Genomic DNA, 18,491 nt, shown 5'->3' with positions numbered 1-18,491 from the left:
GCGCGTGTGACGATGCACGGACAGTTGTCCGTGCATCGTCAATCCATGCCAAGCCGGCGATCGAGGACAATGACAGAACATTCCGAGCTCCCCGCCATCGAGATCGACGGCATCAGCAAGGCGTTCGGCCCGACCGTCGCGCTGGACGGCGTGTCGTTTGCGATCGCGCCCGGCAGCGTCCATGCCCTGCTCGGTGAAAACGGAGCCGGCAAGTCGACACTTGTGAAGCTGCTGTCCGGGCTGGTCCGGCCGAGCCAAGGCCATGTCCGTGTCTTCGGCAAGGAGATCGCTTACGGCGCACCGCGCGCAGCACATGCACTCGGCATGCAGACTGCATTCCAGGAGATGACCCTGGTGCGCGACCTCTCCGTCCTCGACAACATGATGCTGCCTTACGCCCCCGTGGGCGTCTCCGGCCTGATCCGCCGCGGTGCTGCCCGCAAGGCCGTCCGTCGCCATATCGAAGATCTCGGTTTTTCCGTCGATCTCGATGCCGAGGTGGGTGAACTTGAGCTTTCGGTGCGCCAGAAGATCGAAATCGCCCGTGCCGTCTACCGTAAGCCGCGCATCCTTTTGCTTGACGAACCGACCTCGACGCTCGCCGGCCGCGACGTCGACTGGCTGGGCGCGATCATCGCCAGGCTGAAGACGGCGGGCACCACCATCGTCTTCATCACCCATCGCATGCGCGAAGTCCGCGCCTTTTGCGACACGCTGACGATCCTGAGAAACGGCCGCCACATCGTCACCGCGCCGGTCGCCGATGTCTCGGATGCCGACGTCATCGAAAAGATCATCGGCCGCAGCATCGAACAGACCTTCCCGCCTAAGCCGGACAGCGCCCAGGCTTTCGGGCCGCCGGTTCTGGGCGTGCGCGACCTCAAGGTCGGGCGCAAGCTCGACGGCGCCGACTTCGATCTGCGCAAAGGCGAGATCCTCGGCGTCGCCGGGTTGCAAGGCATGGGCCAGCAGGACCTGTTCCTGGCCTGTTTTGGCATGGCCGAGATCGAGCGCGGCCACATACTCGTCGACGGCCGCAAGGTCTGGCTCGGTTCGCCGGCCGATGCTTTGCGCCCCAACATGGCCATCGGCCTGGTGCCGGAAGACCGTAAATCCGAAGGCCTGTTCCTGAAACTGTCGGGCAGCCAGAATGCCACTCTGCCGGTGATATCGCGCTTCACTCGGCTAGGCCTTGTCGACGCGCAAGCCGAGACCCGCTCCGTCGAGGCGGCATTCGACACTGTCGAGGTCGACCGCCGCGCGCTTTGGACGCGGGCCGGTGCGTTTTCCGGCGGCAACCAGCAAAAAATCGCCATTGCAAAATGGCTGGTGGCGCAGAGCCGCATCCTTCTGTTGTTCGATCCCACCCGAGGCATCGACGTCGGCACCAAGCACGAGCTTTATGTGATGATGCGAAACTATGTGGGTTCGGGCGGTTCGATCCTGCTGCACTCGACGGAGATCCCCGAACTCGTTCACCAATGCGACAGGGTCCTGGTCCTCTATGACGGGCGCATCGCGGCCGAACTCGAAGGCGACGCCATCACCGAACCGGCCATCATGCGCCCGGCGCTCGGGCAAGCCGGGGAAGCCGCCGCATGAGCAGCGCAGCATCCTCATCCCCTGTTCCCGGCCGCTTCGGACTGCGCCGTGCGCTGGTGCGCAATCGCGGCGCGCTGATCGCCGCGGCCGTCCTGGCGATCCTGCTCTTCGTCGTCGACTGGATCAGCGCCGGGCCGCTGACCTATTTCGACGTGTCGTTCCTGTCGAGCGGCGGCGCCACCTCGGCGCTCGCGGCGATCGGTCAGACCATCGTCATCCTGTCGGGCGGCTTCGACCTGTCCGCCGGGGCGGTGATATCGCTGGTCAATGCCGTGCTGGCATCGAGCATGGACCCGATGGCGCCAGGCGCCAGCATCATCCTGTGGACCGCCGTCGGCATCGGCGTCGGCATGGCGGTGGGCGCCTTCAACGGCTTCTTCATCGCCGTGCTGCGCATGCAGCCCATCGTGGTGACGCTGTCGACCATGTTCATCCTGCAAGGCGTGACGCTGCTGGTGATGGACAAGCCCGGCGGCTTCGTGTCGCCCGATCTTGGCACGTTTTATCTCGGCGACGCGATCACCGGCTGGCTGCCGATGCCGCTGGTGGTGATCGGCGTCGTCCTGCTCGCCTGGTTCTGGCTGAAGGGAACCCGCTTCGGCACAGCACTTTATGCGGTCGGCAGCGATCCGGACTCGGCCGCTTCCGTCGGCATCAATGTCGTGCTGGTGCGCTTTGCCGTCTATGTCATCGCCGGCGGTTGCTATGGCCTTGCCGGCGTGTTCATCAGCGCCCAGACCGGCAGCGGCGATCCGCTGGTCGGCAATCCGCTGCTCTTGTCAATGTTCGCGGCGGTCGTCGTCGGCGGCACGCGCCTCGGTGGCGGGCAGGGCGGCCCGGTGGGCTCTGTCTTCGGCGCCTACATCCTGATGATCGTGGTGAACATCCTGCTGGTGCTCAACGTATCGGCCTATTATTCGACCATTGCCGAAGGCACGATTCTGGTGCTGGCGGCACTTGCCGGCTCGATCTCGCATGCATCGGTGCTTGCCGTGCAATTGCGCGCCGCGCGCGCCCGGCTTGCCGCCTGGCGCGCCGGCATATTGCCCTCGCAACTCGAGCGCGTGGACCGGCGTCTCAAGATCGCCGAGCCAGCCCATGCCCAGCGCAGTCCGGCATCGCCGCGCCCTGCCTTCCATCTGCGCAATGCGGAAACGCTGCGCTATGCGCTGCCCGCCTATGTCTGCCTGCTGCTCATCGTGGTCGTCACGCAGGTCTGGCTCGGCCGCGCCATCCTCAATCCGGGGTACTGGAATTCGCTGCTGGTGCTGTCGTCCTTCCTAGCCGTCCTGGCGCTCGGGCAGGGAACCGTCATTCTGACCGGAGGCCTCGACCTCTCCGTGCCGTGGACGATCGGCATCTCCGGCATCATCCTGGCAGGCATGGTCAACGGCTCCGACGCCGCCCTTGTCTACGCCTTGCCGGTCGTCCTGGTGATGGCCTGCGCCATTGGCTTCGCCAATGGTTTCGGCATCGTCTATCTCGGCATCTCGCCGATCGTCATGACGCTCGCCACCAACGGTATTCTGCAAGGCTGTGCGCTGCTCTATTCGCAGGGAACGCCGGCCGGGTTTTCCTCGCCGATGCTGCGCTGGGTCATGACGGCCAAGCTTGCCGGCCTGCTGACCCCAATCGTCCTGCTGATGGTCGTCTTTGTCGTCACGGCGGTACTGCTGCTTGGCCGCACCCCATTCGGACGACGCGTCTACGGCATCGGCAATGGGCTGCGCGCGGCGCGCTTGTCGGGCATCGGCGTCGAGCGCACGCTGATCCTGGTCTATATGCTTTCGGCCGTCTGCGCGGCTGTTGTCGGCATCATGCTGACCGGCTTTTCGGGTCAGGCAAGCCTTGGCATGGGCGACGACTATCTGTTGCCGTCGATCGCCGTGGTGGTGGTCGGCGGCGCGCTGATCACCGGCGGACGCGGCCACTATCTCGGCATGCTCGGCGGCGTGTTGTTGCTGACCGCACTGCAGATGCTGCTCGCCGGCACCACGCTTCCCTATGCCACGAGGGCAATTCTTTACGGACTGGTCGTTCTGGGCGCCGTCATGGCGTTGCGCGAACGGCGGCTGCAATGAAAAGGACAGGACCATGAGCACAAGGGCGCCGGAATCGGCGGACGAATTTCTGACCGGGCTGAAAGGCCAGCGCGTGCTGGTCACGGCGGGCGCCGGCGGCATCGGGTTTGCCATAGCCGACACGCTGTCACGCCTCGGCGCTCGCATCGTCGTCTGCGATGTTTCCGACGAGGCGTTGGCCGCTGCTCCCGGCAAGATCGACCTTGTCGCTGCGGTCAAGGCCGATGTCTCGCGCGACGAGGATGTCGACCGCCTGTTCGAGGCGGTCGAGAAAAAACTCGGCGGGCTCGATGCGTTGATCAACAATGCCGGCATTGCCGGGCCGACCGGCGGTGTCGACGAGATCGACCCTTCCGACTGGCGGCGCTGCATCGACATCTGCCTGACCGGCCAGTTCCTGTGCGCTCGGCGCGCCGTGCCGCTGATCAAGGCGGCGGGCGGTGGTTCGATCGTCTCGATGTCGTCTGCCGCCGGCCGCCATGGCTACGCCTTCCGCACACCCTATTCGGCGGCCAAGTTCGGTGTCATCGGTTTCACGCAGAGTCTCGCCAAGGAGCTCGGACCGCACGCCATCAGGGTCAACGCCATCCTGCCCGGCATCATCGAGGGGCCCCGCATCGAAGGTGTTATCTCGGCGCGCGCCAAGCAGGTCGGTATCAGCCACGAGGAGATGACCGGACGCTATCTGCAGAACATCTCGCTGCGCCGCATGACCAGCCCCTATGATGTGGCGTCGATGGTCGCCTTCCTGCTCTCCGATGCGGGGATCAACATTTCCGGCCAGTCGCTCGGCGTCGACGGCAACGTCGAAACACTTTGAGGAACAAGCCATGGCCAATGTCGCGATCGTCGGAAGCGGGTTTATCGGGCGGGCCTGGGCAATCAGCTTTGCCCGCGCCGGCCATGATGTGCGGATGTGGGACCAGTTGCCCACTGCCACGGGTGGCGCCCGCGACTACATTGCCGGCGTGCTCGGTGATCTCGCCGCGAACGATCTTCTGCGGGGACAGCAAGCCGGTGACGTGCTTGACCGTATTTCCGTTGTCGCCGAGCTTGAAGAGGCCTTGGCGGGTGCCGTTCATATCCAGGAGAACACACCCGAAGACCTCGAGGTGAAGCGGGAGGTGTTTGCCCTGATCGACAGGCTTGCCGATCCGCGGACAGTCATCGCCAGTTCCACCTCGGCGCTGTTGCCGTCGAAATTCACCGACCATCTGCAAGGGCGGCATCGCTGTCTGGTCGTGCATCCGATCAATCCGCCCTATCTCATTCCGGCGGCCGAAATCGTGCCGGCGCCATGGACTTCCGCCGAGACGGTCGAGACAACCCGCGCCTTCCTCATCGACGCCGGCCATGCGCCCCTGGTGATGAAGCGCGAACTCGACGGCTTCATCATGAACCGCCTGCAAGGCGCATTGCTTGAGGAGGCTTTCCGGCTTGTCGCCGACGGCTACGCCAGTGTCGAGGATGTCGACATCGGCATCCGCGACGGGCTGGCGCTGCGCTGGTCGTTCATGGGTCCATTCGAGACCATCGATCTCAATGCGCCTGGCGGCGTGCGCGACTATGTCGAGCGTTATCAGGGCATCTATTCCAACATCTTTCCCCAGATGCAGCGACGCGTCGACTGGGCCGGCAAGGTCATCGACACGGTCGAGGCTGATCGCCGCAAGCGACTGCCACAGCAAAGCCTAGGCGACCGGCAGGTGTGGCGTGACCGCCGGCTCATGGCGCTCGCCGCCCACAAGAGAAAATCGGATCAGGAGTTCGGAGAATGACGCAAACCAGCCGCAAGCCGGGGCCTGCACAGACCAAGGGCAAGGTCATCATCACCTGCGCGGTGACAGGTGCCATCCACACGCCGACGATGTCGCCTTATCTGCCGATCACGCCAGACCAGATCGCTTCGGAGGCGATCGCGGCTGCCGAAGCCGGTGCCGCAATCCTGCATCTGCATGCGCGCGATCCGGAAACCGGCAAGCCCGACCAGACGCCGGAGGCCTTCGCTCGCTTCCTGCCGCGCGTCAAGCAAGGCACCAACGCCGCCATCAACATCACCACCGGTGGCAGCCCGTACATGAAGGTCGAGGAGCGCGTGCGCCCGGCCGCCCAGTTCAAACCGGAAGTCGCCTCACTCAACATGGGCTCGATCAATTTCGGGCTCTATCACCTCGCCGACAAATACGAGACCTTCAAGTTCGACTGGGAAAAGCCGCATCTGGAAGCGACCCGCGACCTCGTCTTTCGCAACTCGTTCAAGGACATCGAGTACATCCTGGCGACCTGCTACGACAACGGCACGCGTTTCGAGTTCGAGTGCTACGACATCGCCCATCTCTACAACCTTTCCCACTTCGCCGACCGCGGGTTGGTGAAGCCGCCTTTCTTCGTGCAGTCGGTGTTCGGACTGCTCGGTGGTATCGGCACCCATCCCGAAGACGTCGCCCACATGAAGCGCACTGCCGACCGGCTGTTCGGCGACCAGTTCCGCTGGTCGGTTCTCGGCGCTGGCGCCAGCCAGCTCCGCATCGCCGCGCAATCGGCAGCGCTTGGCGGCAACATCCGCGTCGGGCTGGAGGACAGTCTGTGGGCTGGCAAAGGCAAGCTTGCCAAATCGAACGCTGAGCAGGTCTTGCTGGCCCGCAAGATCATCGAAGGGCTCGGCATGGAGGTCGCGACGCCCGACGAGGCACGCGAGATCCTGTCATTGAAAGGCGGCGACAAGGTCGCTTTCTGAGGCGGCCCGGGCAATCGCCGCGAGACGCAAAAACGGAGGAGGACGGCATGAAGATCGAAGTCGTGGTGGACGTGAAGACCACACTGGGCGAGGGGCCGCTGTGGGACGTCGAACAGGAACGACTCTACTGGATCGACAGCTTCGACGGGCGCGTGTTTCGGGCGACCGCCGACGGACGCGAGATCCGGTCATGGGACGTGCCGATGAAGATCGGCTCGATGGCGCTGCGTAAGGATGGCAGCGGCGCCGTGGTGTCGCTGCAGCGCGGCTTCCATCTGCTCGATTTCGCCTCCGGCGATGTGACGCTGATCCACGATCCCGAGCCGGACAAGCCGATGAACCGGCTCAACGACGGCAAGGTCGACCGGTACGGCCGTTTCTTCGCCGGCTCCATGGATACGATGGAAGAGGGGCCGTCCGGCGGGCTCTACAGGCTCGATCCGGACTTCTCCGTCACCCGGATCGATTCCGGCATCATCTGTTCCAATGGTCCATGCTGGAGCCCCGACGACCGCACCTTCTATTTCGCCGACACCTGGACCGGCGAGATATGGGCCTACGACTACGACATCGCGACCGGTGCCGCCACCAACAGGCGCACCTTCGTGCGCGTCGACACCAGCCGGGGCGGTGCGGCGGACGGCTCGACCGTCGATGCCGAGGGCTATCTGTGGAATGCGCTGGTCTATGACGGAAGACTGGTGCGCTATGCGCCCGATGGCAACATCGACCGTGTCATCGACATGCCGGTCAAGAAGATCACCAGCGTCATGTTCGGCGGGCCGAAGCTGGACACCCTTTACGTCACCTCGATGGCCAAGCCGCCGCTGCCGCGTTTTCCCGGCGACGGCGTTTTGCGCGGCAGTCTGTTCGCCATCACGGGCCTTGGCATCACGGGCGTCGCGGAGCCGCGCTTCGGCGGTTGACGCCAGGCAAGCGAAGCGCCCGTAGCATACGCGGATCAGGCCTTGGCGCGCAGGAATCCCTCATTAAAAATGTGGCAGCACGTCCGTGGCGTCTGCTCTTCACCCAATGGCACAATGAGCGGTCAACGGATCATTGGCCAAAGAGGTCCGGGCGGGCCACGTTGAGCCGTTGAACCGTGCGAAGCACTTCGCGCAAATGCGCCGCCATACGCGCGCCTGCCTGCTTTGCCTCGCCGGTCTCCACGGCCTCGAAGATCGCCACATGCTGAGCGAGCAGCGTTTCGAGGTGGCCGGGCTCTGGCAGGCTCAGATAGCGCACACGGTCCATCTGCAGCTTGACCACCTGGATCACCCGCCAGCTCTTGGGCAGGCCGGCCTCTTCGCAAAGGCTGCGATGGAAGCCCTCGTCAAGCTCGAGAAACAGTTCGCGGTCGCCCTCGGCCACTGCCTTGGCCTGTTGGGCAAGGTTCACCCTGCCTGCCGCGATGAAGGCGCTCGAACCGTGTCCGGCCAGCTTCTGCACGACGGAGACTTCGAGCGCCTCGCGAATGAACTGCGCTTCCTCAACGTCACTTAGCCGGATCGGCGCGACGAAGCTGCCGCGTTGCGGCAGGATGTCGATCAGCCCTTCATCGGCAAGCCGGATCAGCGCCTCGCGCACGGGTGTACGGCTGACACCGAGCTGCTGGGCAAGGTCCTGTTCGCTGAGCGCTTCCGACGGCAACATCGCCAGCGTCGTGATGGCGCGGCGCAGGCGCTCGTAGATCTGCGGCGAGATCGGCATGCGATTGTTGACCGGCTCCAGAACCCGCGAGGGTTCGCGCTGACCGGCGTTTTTCAGCCTGGCAGCATTGCCTGAAAACCTGGTCGCCCCCGAAAGCTTGGTCCCCATGACGAATCCGTTGCTGTGAATGGCGCTGCACTGCTCCGGTCATGACACTGCGCACGCCCCAACTCAAGCGGCAAGCAGGAATGACGCTGTATTGACATACTACCATGGTAGTGTGTATGACGCCAGCAGGCTAGGGGGAGAGGAGCCGGCATGAAGATCACGGACATCAAGGCGACCACCATCACCGTTCCGCTGGAAGCAGCATTGCGGCACAGCAACGGTACGCATTGGGGACGCTTTGTCCGCACCGTGGTCGAGGTCGAGACCGACGAAGGCATTGTTGGGCTCGGCGAGATGGGCGGTGGCGGCGCCGGCGCCGAACTCGCTTTCGCCGGGCTGAAATCCTACCTGGTCGGCCATGACCCTTTTGATCTCAACCGGATGCGCTATGCCATCTGCAATCCGACGGCGTCGCTCTACAACAATCGCACGCAGCTCCACGCAGCGCTGGAATTCGCCTGTCTCGACATCATCGGCAAGAAGCTCGGCGTGCCGGTCTACCAATTGCTTGGCGGGCGCGTGCGCGACCGGATCGGCTTCGCCTCCTATCTGTTCTTCCGTTATGCCGACCGCCGCAGCGGCAAGGGCGAGGTCCGCACCATCGATCAATTGCTCGAGCATGCCCGCGCGCTCAAGGCCGAACATGGTTTTCACGCCCACAAGCTCAAGGCCGGCGTGTTTCACCCCGACTATGAGCTGGAGTGTTTCAGGGCGCTCGCCGCCGAATTTCCTGCCGACACGCTGCGCTATGATCCGAACGCCGCCCTGTCGGTCGAAGAGGCGCTGCGTTTCGGCCAAGCCATTTCCGATCTCAGGAACGACTATTTCGAGGATCCGACCTGGGGCCTTGCCGGCATGCGCCGCTTGCGCGAGAAGCTCTCCATCCCGCTGGCCACCAACACCATCGTCATCGATTTCGAACAGCTCGCCACCAATGTGCGCGACCCTGCGGTTGACGTGATCCTGCTCGACACCACCTTCTGGGGCGGCATCCGCGCCTGCGTGCGCGCGGCGCAGATCTGCGACACGTTCGGTCTCGGTATTGCGGTGCATTCCTCTGGCGAACTCGGCATCCAGCTCGCCACCATGCTGCATCTTGGCGCTGTGCTGCCCAACCTCGTCTTCACCGCCGACGCGCATTACCACCACCTTGCCGACGACATCATCATCGGCGGCAAGATGCGCTACGAGAATGGTGCGATCGCGGTGCCGGAGGCACCGGGTCTCGGCGTCGAGCTCGATCGCGACAAACTCGCCACCTATGCCGAACTCTACCGCTCGCTGGGCGGCTATGCCTACGACCGCGATCCCGGCCGTCCGGGTTGGTATCCGCTGCTGCCCAACACGAATTTCGCCGACCACTTGAACGATGCCGTGCCTGATCTCGGGCTGGGCTGACTTTTTTCGTTCGAAAGGATCGTCGGGAGGACGCTATGACTTTCAACCGGAGGAGAACAACAATGAACAGGACCACAGCTTTATTCGTTGCAGCCATGCTCGGCTGCACCAGCTTTGCAGCGCTGCATGCGCGCGCCGATGACGGCGTCGCCAAGGGCGACACTTCGGCCAAGAAGATCGCCTTCAGCAATTCCTACGCCGGCAATTCCTTCCGCCAGGTGATGATCAAGAGCTTCGAGGAAATGGGCGCCAAGGCCGTGGCCGACAAGCAGGTCGCCGCAACAGCCGTCGTCAGCTCGAACAATTCGGTGACCGAACAGGCGAGCCAGATCGAGAACCTGATCCTGCAGGGCTACGATGCGATCATCGTCCTTGCCGGCTCCGACACCGCACTCAACGGCGCCATCAAGGATGCCTGCAATGCCGGTATCACGGTCGTCGCCTTCGCCAGCGGCGTCACCGAGCCTTGCGCCTATGTCGTCGACTACAACCTCGATTCCTATGCCAAGGCCGAACTGGATTTCATCTCCAGCAAGCTCGGCGACAAGCCGGCCAACATCCTCGAGATCCGCGGTATGGCCGGCGACGGTTTCGACAAGCGCTTGCATGAGGGCGTCGAGAAGGCGATGAAGGCGCACGCCATCTACAAGGCTGTCGGCGAGGTCTATGGTCAGTGGACGGCCACCGTGGCACAAAAGGAAGTGTCGGGCATCCTGCCGTCGCTGCCTCAGGTCGATGCGGTGCTGACGCAGGGCGGCGACGGCTATGGCGCGGCGCAGGCATTCAAGGCCGCCAACCGGCCGCTGCCGATCATCATCATGGGCAACCGCCAGGACGAATTGGCGCTGTGGAAGCAGGAGCATGATGCCGGCGGCTACGAAACTTTCTCGCTGGGCGCCACGCCCAGCGTCTCGCAGGTCGCGTTCTGGGTCGCGCAGCAGATCCTGGCCGGCAAGCAGGTGCCGAAATTCGTCGAGGTGCCGCTCCTGCAGATCAATCAGCCAGACCTCGACGCCTGGCTGAAGACGGTTCCCGCAGGCGGCGTTGTCAATGCCGAATATCCGCAGGAGCTGGTGGCCAAGATCATCGACGCCAACGTAAAGAAAGAACCTCTGCCCGGCGTACCCGCGCCGAAATGAGCAGCATGGCCGAATGATGAACGATCCCACGTCGCCCAAAAAGGACGCAGCAGAGAGAGGCGATGCTGACAGCCCTCTTGTCGAGGTAGGCAATGTCCGCAAGAGCTATGATGCCGTGCATGCCTTGGGCGGCGTGGATTTTCATCTGAACCCCGGCGAGGTCGTTGGCCTGGTCGGTCACAACGGCGCCGGCAAGTCGACGCTGATGAACGTGCTGGCCGGCACCATCGAGCGCAGCAGCGGCAGCTTTCGCGTCGGCGGACGTGAGATCGGTGCCTGGAGTGCGGCCAGTGCCCAGCAGGCCGGTCTGCGCTGTATCTTTCAGGAACTGTCGCTCTGCGCCAATTTGACGTCGGCGGAAAACACCCGCATCGTGCACAGGTCCTTGCGTGGGTTGGGCTGGCGGCGGCGCGCGCGCCAGGTAATCGGTCCGGTGCTGGACGAGATCTTCCCTGGCCACGGAATCGACCTCGACAGGAAGGTCGCCGACCTGTCGATCGGCGAGCGACAGATGGTCGAGATCGCCCGCGCCTTCACGCAGACCAGCGTCAAATTGCGCGCCGTCATTCTCGACGAGCCAACATCGGCGCTCGGCCATGAGGCGACGGAGCAACTGCTCACCTACATTCGTCGTGCCGCCGGACGTGGTATCGCCTGCATCCTGATCACCCATCGACTGAACGAGATCCTCGCCGTCTGCGACCGCACCGTCGTCATGGTCGACGGCAAGGTCGTCGCCGAGCGGGCGACCGCCGACCTGTCGCGCGCCGCGCTTGTCGAATTGATGGGCAGCATCGAGCGGCCCCGCGATCGCTCCGTAGGCAAGGCGTCGTCGGTGCAAGCTCCGGTTATCCGGCATGCCGGCCGCGACACCGCTGATCTGACCATCGAAGTCGGCAAGGGCGAGATCATCGGTTTCGCCGGGCTCGACGGCCACGGCCAGCGCGAGCGGCTGCGCGCGATGTTCTATGCCGCGCGCCGGCAGCGCGAGGCCTTGCCGGGTGCCTATGTTGCCGGCGACCGCGGCTCTGAAGGCGTGTTCTCACTGTGGTCTATCGCCGACAATCTGACCATCCGCAGCCTGAATGCGCTGACGCGGGGCGGCATGATTTCAGGCGCCGCCGCTCGCAAGCTGGCCGAGACCTGGTCGGAGCGGCTCAAGGTAAAGGCGCCTTCGATCGACACGCCGATCATGTCGCTGTCCGGCGGCAACCAGCAGAAGGTGCTGTTCGCTCGTGCGCTGGCGTCGGACGCCGAGGTGATCTTCCTCGACGATCCGATGCGCGGCGTCGATGTCGGCACCAAGCAGGAGGTCTACCGGCTGATCCGCGCGGAGGCCGAGAACGGACGCGCCTTCGTCTGGTACACAACCGAGCTCGAAGAGCTGACCAATTGCGAGCGCATCTATGTCTTCCGCGAGGGCCGCGCCGTGACCAGGCTGGAAGATGAGGCCATCGAGACCGGCCGTATCCTGCAGGCGTCGTTCGGAGGCGAGCATGTCTGACGCCGTAGCCCGTCCTCCCGCCCGATCGTCCTCCAAGGCGCGCCCGGCCTTGCTCAATGCGCTGCAGGTCGGCCTGCCGGCGATCGCGCTGCTGGTTATGCTGGCCATCATCTTCAGCATCCGCCCGGCGGCGATGAGCTATTTCGGCTTCCATCTGCTGTTCAAGCTCTCGGTGCCGCTGGTCTTTGCCGCGCTGGCGCAGATGATGGTGATCATGCTGGGCGACATCGACCTGTCGAACGGCGCCTTTGTCGGGCTGATCACCTGCGTCACGGCGCTCTATCTCGGGGACGCGCCGGCAATCGCGGCGCTGTGCTACATCGTCCTGATCGCCGCCTATGCCGGTTTCGGCCTGCTTATTCATGCCCGGCAATTGCCCTCGATCATCGTGACGCTGGGCATGTCCTTCATCTGGCTCGGCATCGCCGTCATCCTGTTGCCGGCACCGGGTGGCTCGGCACCTGCATGGCTTGCCGCCTTCATGAGTTGGCAGCCGCCTTTGCTGCCGCTGTCGATCTGGCTGGCGGCACTGGCGGCACTCGCCGGCCATCTCGTCATCTCACGCTCCTCCTACGGGGTGGTGCTGCGCGGCGCAGGCGGCAATCCGCGCGCCGTCGAGCGCGCCGGCTGGTCCGTTATCGGCATCCGGGTCGCGGTCTATGCGGTCGCCGGCCTGCTCGCCTGTCTGGCCGGGCTGACGCTGACCGGCCTCACCACATCGGGCGACGCCAATGTCGCGCCGGCCTATACGCTGCTCGGCGTCGGCGCGGTGATCCTCGGCGGCGGCGCTTTCACCGGTGGCGTCGTCTCGCCGGTCGGCACGGTGATCGGCGCTCTGACGCTGTCGCTCGCGGGCTCGCTTCTGTCTTTCCTGCAGGTGCCGCCGACATGGCAGATCGGCGCCCAGGGCGTCATCCTGTTTCTCGTGCTGGCCGGGCGCGTGCTTTTGTCGGAGCGGACGCGATGACCCGAAGATTGAGCCTCGCCCCGTGGACCTACGGCTTCATCGTGGCGCTCGCAATGTGGCTGGCGACGACAGCCTATTCGGGCATCGGCAGTGCCGGCGCCACGCTGTCGGGCGCGCTCGCCTTCGGTGCCTTCAGCGTGGTGGTGGGAACCGGGCAGATGTTCGTGGTCGCCTCCGGGCCGGGCAATATCGACCTGTCCGTGCCATCCGTGCTGACGCTGGCCGCCTATGTGTCGATGACGGTCATGCAAGGGTCCGACGGCATGCTGCTGCCTGGCCTGCTTGCAGCACTTGCCGTCGGCGCTGTCGCGGGTGCCGCGAACTTCCTTGCCATCGTCGCGCTCAGGCTGCCGCCGATCATCGCGACGCTCGCCTGGAGCTTCGTCTTTCAGTCGCTTGCCTTCAATTTCGGCGGCCAGGCGACGCTGAAGCCGCCGGCAGGCCTTTCCCGGTTCACCTCGATGAACCTTGGCGGCGTGCAATTCATGCCGATCGCGGTGATGCTGCTGACGCTGGCCGCCATGATCGCTCTCAAACGCACGGTCTGGGGCCGGCAAGTGCTGGCCACCGGCCAGAGCGAACCGGCGGCGCGGCTTTCCGGCATCAACGTCGCACGGGTGCGGTTGATTGCCTATATGCTGTGCGGCACGGCGGCGGCGCTCGCCGGCTTCCTGCTTGCCGGCTTCAGCGGCGGGGCAGCACTCAACATGGGTGACGCCTATCTGATGGAATCGATCGCCGTGGTGGTGCTTGGCGGCACCAGCGTCGCTGGTGGGCAGGCCAACGCGGTAGGCATATGGGGGGCTGCGTTGTTCTTCAACCTGATGTCTACCATGCTCAACACCTTTGGCATCCAGGCAGGCGTGCGCTTCCTTTTGACCGGCGTGCTGATCATCCTGATCGTCGCTCTCGTGCCGAGGCCTCGCGTCAGATGAAACCCGCCACCGATACGCTCGCCGGGCTGTTCGAAACAAAGGCAGTTTCTTTCGTCGATCTGACGCATCCGATGAAGCCCGGCATGCCGGTGTGGCCGACGCACCCGCATTACTGCCAGGAGATGGTGGAATCCTATGACCGCGGCGATGTCGCCTGCAATCATGCGTTGGCTATGAGCGAGCACACCGGCACGCATTTCGACGCGCCGGTCCATTTCATCCGCGGCGGTGCTGCCATCTCCGGCATTCCGGTCGAGCGTTTCTTCGGCCGCATGGTGACGATCGATGCGCGTGGCTGTCGTCCCCGGCAGGCGGTCGAGCCGGATGCTATCTTCGCTTTCGAGGCCGAACATGGCTGCGTACGGCAGGGCGACGCCGTGTTCTTCCATTTCGGCTGGGACCGGTTCTGGGACGATCCGGCCGCGTTTCTCGCCGACTGGCCCGGCCTATCGCGGCAAGCAAGCGAATTGCTGGTCGAGCGCGGTGCGCGCATCGTTGGCTCGGACTGCCTGTCGATCGATTGTTTCGGCAGCGAGGATTTCCCGGCGCACAGTACGTTGCTTTCAGCCGGCATCCTGATCGGCGAGAATTTCGCACGGCTTGGTGACTTGCCGCCTCGGTGCTTCCTGATCAGCTTGCCGCTGGCGATCGAAGGCGGTACCGGATCACCACTGCGCGCCGTCGCGCTGGTCGAGGGCTAATTCCGGCTTACGAGAAGTCCAGCTGAACCTTGAGCGTTCGCTCCGGTTCCTTCTCGATCAAGTCGAAGGCTGCGCGTGCATCCGCCGCCGCGAACACCTGCGTGATCATGCCTTGCGGATCGAGCCGCTTGTCGGCCAGCCATTCGACGACGCGCGGCAACAGCCGGCGGTTCAGGCGCGAGCCGACGATGGTCAGTTCCTTGCGCACCACTTCCTGCTGGCTGAGGTTGGATGGGGCGTCCGAAAAGCCGAGCAGGCCGATGCGGCCCGCCGGGCTGGCCAGCCGGCAAGCCTCGTCAAGAAGTGCGGGAATGCCGGCGCCGTCAATGACCAGCGTCGGGCCAAGACCGTCATTTTCACCGCGCACCGCGGCCGGCACGGGATCGCGCACGGAGTGGATCACCCTGTCGGCACCGAAGCGGAGCGCTCGCTCCAGGCGGGCTTCGTCGATATCGGCAACGATGCAGCGTGCGCCCTTGAGCTTGGCGACCTGCAGGACAGTGACGCCGACCGTGCCGGCGCCATAGATCAGCACCGTGTCCTCGGGTCCGCAACCGGTACGATCAAGCACATTGGCGGCGATGGAAAACGGCTCGGCCAGTGCCGCCAGCCCAAACGGCATATCCCTTGGAACCGGTATGGCATTTGCCGCCGGCACCGCGACGAAGGCGCGAAAACCGCCGTCGCGGTGAACGCCCATCACTTCGAGGTTGGCGCAGACGTTGGAGCGGCCGACCCGGCAGGGATAGCAGTGGCCGCACGACACCACGGGATCGACCACCACACGGTCTCCCGTCGCAATGCCGGTCACATTGCGTCCGAGCGCTGTTACGGTGCCGGCGAATTCATGGCCGATGATACGTGGATAGACGGCGAACGGATTGGAGCCATGCAGGATGTGAATGTCGGAGCCGCAGATGCCGGCACGGCTGACATGAACGACAACTTCGCCGGCGCCGGGCTGGGGTATCGTGCCCTGCCGGACTTCCAGCGACTGCGGCGCGCGAACGAGAACTTCAAGCATGGCCTCACCACTTGTATACTAGTCGACAAGTGGCTCAATCTCGCTGTTTCGTCAAGCGCTCATGGCGGCTGTTAGACAGCCTCTTACCCGACGTTGCGACACGAAATCGGAACTGGCGTTCACTGAAACGCAAATGCCCTGGCGTCCGCAGTTTGGACGCTCAAAGCGCTGTCCTTGCCGGTTTCCTCTCGAAGGGGCGGGCAGTCAAAATTTGTTGACTTCCATCAAGGAGGAAATGACTACCGCTTGCCTATCCGTCGGACCATAAGCTGTGTGATCGGGGCCTCGGCCGGCTTGCCGCACGGAAGGCGACCTTGCCTTTGAACGCGGACGCGCCATCTGGAATGGGGCAGCCGCCTGCATGACGGAATGGCAACAGCATTGGAACAGCCTCAATTTGCCACCGAGCGCGATCCGAGGCTGAGACTGATTATTCCAATCATCGTCGCCATCGCCTTTCTGATGGAGCAGCTCGATTCCACCATCATCACCACCGCGATCCCTGCCATCGCGCGCAGCCTCGACACGACGCCGGTCAGGCTGAACCTGGCGATCACCACCTACATCCTGACGCTGGCCGTATTCATTCCCGTCAGCGGCTGGTTCGCCGACAGGTTCGGCGCACGAAAAGTGTTCGCGCTGGCGCTTTTCACCTTCACCCTCGGCTCGGCGCTGTGCGGCATGGCCAACAGTTTCGGCATGCTTTTGGCGATGCGCGCCCTGCAGGGGCTGGGCGGCGCCATGATGACGCCGGTCGGGCGGCTGATCCTGCTGCGCAGCTTTCCGCGCAGCGGGTTGATCACCGCCATGACCTACATGACCTTGCCCGCCATCATGGGGCCTGTGATCGGGCCGCTGCTCGGCGGCCTGTTGACCACCTATGCATCGTGGCGCTGGATATTCTATGTCAACGTGCCTTTCGGTTGTCTCGGCATTCTGGCGGCGCTGCGCTTCGTCGACGATTTCCGCGAGGAAGCGATGCAACGCTTCGACTTCGCCGGGTTCCTGATGGTCGGATGCGGAGTCGCGCTGCTGCAGTTCGGACTGGAAAGCATCGGTAGGCCGATCATCTCCGTTTCGGCGACAGCGTTGGTGTTGGCCGCGGCGATCCTACTGCTGCTCGCCTTCGGGCGCTATGCGCGCCGCGTCGTTGCACCGGCAGTCGATCTGACACTGTTTCGATTTCGCTCGTTCTGGGTCGGTACGCTCGCAGGCGGCCTGTGCCGCGTTGGCCTCAATGGCGTGCCTTTCCTGTTGCCGCTGATGCTGCAGGTCGGCTTTGGCATGAGCCCGGTCACCTCGGGCTCGCTGACATTCGTCGGCAGCTTCGGCACCTTGCTCATTCGGCCGCTGCTGTCGCCGCTGTTGCGGCGCTTTGGCTTCAATGTCGTGCTCATCGGCAGCGCGGTGGTCGGCTCCGCCGCTGTCGGGGGCTTCGCCTTGATCGAAGCCGATACGCCGCACTGGATGATCGGCCTTTACGTCTTTGTCTTCGGGGTCATCCGGTCGGCGCAGTTCATGACCTCCAACACGCTGTCCTATGCCGACCTGCCGGACGACAAGCTCAGCCGCGCCACCAGTCTCGGCGGCGTCCTGCAGCAACTCAGCGTTTCCCTGGGCGTTTCGATCGCCGCCATGGTGCTGGGCCTTGTCGCAGGAGAAACCCACAACGTGACAGCGGAACGCTTCCACCAGGTGTTCCTGCTGACCGCGGTCATCCCGCTGCTGTCCGTCCCCGGCTTCCTGTACCTGCGTGCCGAGGACGGCGTGCAGGTCAGCGGCCATGTTCGACCGGGCAATTCGCGCAAATGATGCCGAATATGTATACGGGCATACATATATCCACATGGGGAGTCTTCAGTTAGGCTGGCACCATGTGAGCGGGAGCATCGATTGCGAGGATTTGCGGAAAGCGTGATGCAGGGGCCGCGGACCGTGGCCGCACAGGTCGCCAATGTCCTGCGCGAAGCGATCGCCAGTGGAACCATCAAGGCGGGCACTTCGCTGCGCCAGGATGAATTGGCCGAGCAGTTTGGCTTCAGCCGCATGCCAATTCGTGACGCCCTTCGCCAATTGGAAGCCGAAGGTATTGTTTCCATTCATCCGACAAAAGGCGCGCAGGTCGCCCGGATGGACGGCGCCGAGATCGGTGAAATCTACGCACTGCGCGAACTGCTTGAATGCGAGGCGGTGCGGCTTTCGCTTCCCAACCTCGCCGGCGCGAAGCTCGACGAGGCGGAACAGGTGCTCGACCAGATCGACGCGGAGCGCAATGTCGGCCGATGGGGTGCGCTGAACCGTGCCTTTCATCTGGCTCTCTACGACGCCTGCGGTAACCGTCGATTGCTCGGCCTGATCGAGGCGCACCACAATGCCGCAGATCGCTACGTCCGCATCCTCCTGTCGAACCTGGATTATCGCAGCCGCTCGCAGACGGAGCACCGCGACCTGCTGGCCGCCTGCAGGGCGCGCAAGGAGGACAAGGCCATAAGCATTCTGAGGCAGCATCTTCGCGAGGGAAGCGAGACGCTGGTCAGCGCGATCAGGGAAGATGGTCTGTCGCGAAAATCCTGACGGCGTGGCTT

16 protein-coding genes are annotated in these 18,491 nt (G+C 64.2%); 14 read left to right on the top strand and 2 right to left on the bottom strand.

Features of this window, described 5'->3' with window-relative positions:
• Positions 1-69: 69 nt before the first annotated feature.
• From EJ079_RS32310 to EJ079_RS32285, 6 genes are read left to right on the top strand one after another with little or no spacing between them, the layout of a single operon-like run.
• Positions 70-1,602 (top strand): sugar ABC transporter ATP-binding protein, encoded by a 1,533-nt coding sequence (locus tag EJ079_RS32310; RefSeq protein WP_127811155.1) that lies wholly within the window; start codon positions 70-72, stop codon positions 1,600-1,602.
• Positions 1,599-3,683 (top strand): ABC transporter permease, encoded by a 2,085-nt coding sequence (locus EJ079_RS32305; RefSeq protein WP_127811154.1) that lies wholly within the window; start codon positions 1,599-1,601, stop codon positions 3,681-3,683. The genes EJ079_RS32310 and EJ079_RS32305 overlap by 4 nt, the downstream gene beginning before the upstream one ends.
• A 13-nt stretch (positions 3,684-3,696) precedes the next feature.
• Positions 3,697-4,503, top strand: a complete 807-nt coding sequence (locus EJ079_RS32300; RefSeq protein WP_127382824.1) for an SDR family oxidoreductase — start codon at positions 3,697-3,699, stop codon at positions 4,501-4,503.
• 10 nt (positions 4,504-4,513) lie between these two features.
• A complete protein-coding gene (locus EJ079_RS32295) occupies positions 4,514-5,461 on the top strand; it encodes a 3-hydroxyacyl-CoA dehydrogenase (RefSeq protein ID WP_127811153.1) in 948 nt (315 codons plus the stop codon).
• Positions 5,458-6,420: a 3-keto-5-aminohexanoate cleavage protein gene (locus EJ079_RS32290; RefSeq protein WP_127268274.1), complete on the top strand. Its 963-nt coding sequence runs from the start codon at positions 5,458-5,460 to the stop codon at positions 6,418-6,420. Before EJ079_RS32295 ends, EJ079_RS32290 begins: the two co-directional genes overlap by 4 nt.
• 47 nt (positions 6,421-6,467) lie before the next feature.
• A complete protein-coding gene (locus tag EJ079_RS32285; protein ID WP_127811152.1) occupies positions 6,468-7,346 on the top strand; it encodes an SMP-30/gluconolactonase/LRE family protein in 879 nt (292 codons plus the stop codon).
• 130 nt (positions 7,347-7,476) lie between these two features.
• Here the strand turns inward: EJ079_RS32285 and EJ079_RS32280 are convergent, their stop codons facing one another.
• Complete coding sequence (locus EJ079_RS32280; RefSeq protein WP_081738640.1) at positions 7,477-8,238, bottom strand: GntR family transcriptional regulator; 762 nt, start codon at positions 8,236-8,238, stop codon at positions 7,477-7,479.
• A gap of 150 nt (positions 8,239-8,388) precedes the next feature.
• On the opposite strand from EJ079_RS32280, the gene EJ079_RS32275 reads away from it, so the two are divergent.
• The 6 genes from EJ079_RS32275 (at position 8,389) to EJ079_RS32250 (ending at position 14,882) form a co-directional block, all read left to right on the top strand.
• Complete coding sequence (locus EJ079_RS32275) at positions 8,389-9,636, top strand: enolase C-terminal domain-like protein (RefSeq protein WP_127811151.1); 1,248 nt, start codon at positions 8,389-8,391, stop codon at positions 9,634-9,636.
• A 62-nt stretch (positions 9,637-9,698) separates the two neighbouring features.
• A complete protein-coding gene (locus EJ079_RS32270; protein WP_127811150.1) occupies positions 9,699-10,775 on the top strand; it encodes an ABC transporter substrate-binding protein in 1,077 nt (358 codons plus the stop codon).
• A 13-nt stretch (positions 10,776-10,788) separates the two neighbouring features.
• The gene (locus tag EJ079_RS32265; RefSeq protein ID WP_245481771.1) at positions 10,789-12,279 is read left to right on the top strand and encodes a sugar ABC transporter ATP-binding protein; all 1,491 of its coding nucleotides are present in this window, start codon (positions 10,789-10,791) and stop codon (positions 12,277-12,279) included.
• The gene (locus EJ079_RS32260; RefSeq protein WP_127811149.1) at positions 12,272-13,246 is read left to right on the top strand and encodes an ABC transporter permease; all 975 of its coding nucleotides are present in this window, start codon (positions 12,272-12,274) and stop codon (positions 13,244-13,246) included. The genes EJ079_RS32265 and EJ079_RS32260 overlap by 8 nt, the downstream gene beginning before the upstream one ends.
• Positions 13,243-14,181 (top strand): ABC transporter permease, encoded by a 939-nt coding sequence (locus tag EJ079_RS32255; RefSeq protein WP_127811148.1) that lies wholly within the window; start codon positions 13,243-13,245, stop codon positions 14,179-14,181. Before EJ079_RS32260 ends, EJ079_RS32255 begins: the two co-directional genes overlap by 4 nt.
• Complete coding sequence (locus EJ079_RS32250; protein ID WP_164873898.1) at positions 14,178-14,882, top strand: cyclase family protein; 705 nt, start codon at positions 14,178-14,180, stop codon at positions 14,880-14,882. The genes EJ079_RS32255 and EJ079_RS32250 overlap by 4 nt, the downstream gene beginning before the upstream one ends.
• Positions 14,883-14,889: 7 nt before the next feature.
• Here EJ079_RS32250 and EJ079_RS32245 read toward each other — a convergent pair whose 3' ends face one another.
• The gene (locus EJ079_RS32245; RefSeq protein ID WP_127326990.1) at positions 14,890-15,906 is read right to left on the bottom strand and encodes a Zn-dependent oxidoreductase; all 1,017 of its coding nucleotides are present in this window, start codon (positions 15,904-15,906) and stop codon (positions 14,890-14,892) included.
• 369 nt (positions 15,907-16,275) lie between these two features.
• Here EJ079_RS32245 and EJ079_RS32240 point away from each other — a divergent pair, with 369 nt between their 5' ends.
• Positions 16,276-17,718 carry a DHA2 family efflux MFS transporter permease subunit gene (locus EJ079_RS32240; RefSeq protein WP_127811146.1) on the top strand — a complete coding sequence of 481 codons (1,443 nt, stop codon included), beginning with the start codon at positions 16,276-16,278 and terminating at the stop codon, positions 17,716-17,718.
• Between the two features lie 105 nt (positions 17,719-17,823).
• Entirely contained in the window at positions 17,824-18,480 is a 657-nt protein-coding gene (locus EJ079_RS32235) for a GntR family transcriptional regulator (RefSeq protein WP_127811145.1), read from the top strand.
• Positions 18,481-18,491: the final 11 nt, after the last annotated feature.

The sequence above is a fragment of the Mesorhizobium sp. M7A.F.Ce.TU.012.03.2.1 genome, from assembly GCF_004006095.1.
In the GTDB taxonomy this organism is placed as follows: domain Bacteria; phylum Pseudomonadota; class Alphaproteobacteria; order Rhizobiales; family Rhizobiaceae; genus Mesorhizobium.
This window is presented reverse-complemented; position numbering and strand designations above follow the sequence as displayed.